The following is a 524-nucleotide window of genomic DNA, read 5'->3' as shown; positions in this document are numbered from 1 at the left end:
CGAACAATGCAAGCTAGCTTTCGATAAAAGCCTTACAATTTCTCTAGTCTAGCGTAAGCAGTCACTAACCATTTAATGCCTTCACCATTGAACGCAATTTGAACGCGACTCTGTGGACCGCTGCCTTCAAAGTTAATGATGGTGCCTTCGCCAAACTTTGGATGCATTACGCGTGAACCAAGTGAAAAGCCCGTCTCGTTGAAGTTCTCTTTCACCGCAGTTTGGCTAAAGCGACCACTGCTTGCAGGTCGGCTGACTTGCGCTTTCATCCGCACTTCGTCCAGGCACGTTTCCGGCAACTCACGAATAAAACGCGATGGCTTATGGTACTTATCTTGACCATACAAACGGCGCATTTCCGCGTAAGTGATGTAGAGTTTTTGCATCGCGCGCGTCATACCGACGTAGCACAGGCGGCGCTCTTCCTCTAACCGCCCTGCCTCTTCCGCCGACATCTGGCTTGGGAACATGCCTTCTTCAACGCCCACCATAAACACCAATGGGAATTCCAAGCCTTTTGCACT

At 50.0% G+C, this 524-nt stretch carries 1 protein-coding gene; it reads right to left on the bottom strand.

The window, feature by feature from the left end; all coding sequences use genetic code 11:
- Positions 1-32 precede the first annotated feature (32 nt).
- Positions 33-524, bottom strand: a 492-nt coding sequence (locus R7Q11_RS29180) for a 3'-5' exonuclease (protein WP_225467346.1), incomplete at its 5' end; no start/stop codon positions are given.

It is taken from the genome of Vibrio sp. 970 (assembly GCF_033339075.1).
Note: the sequence above shows the minus strand (reverse complement) of the source record. Positions and strands in the feature narration are given on the sequence as shown.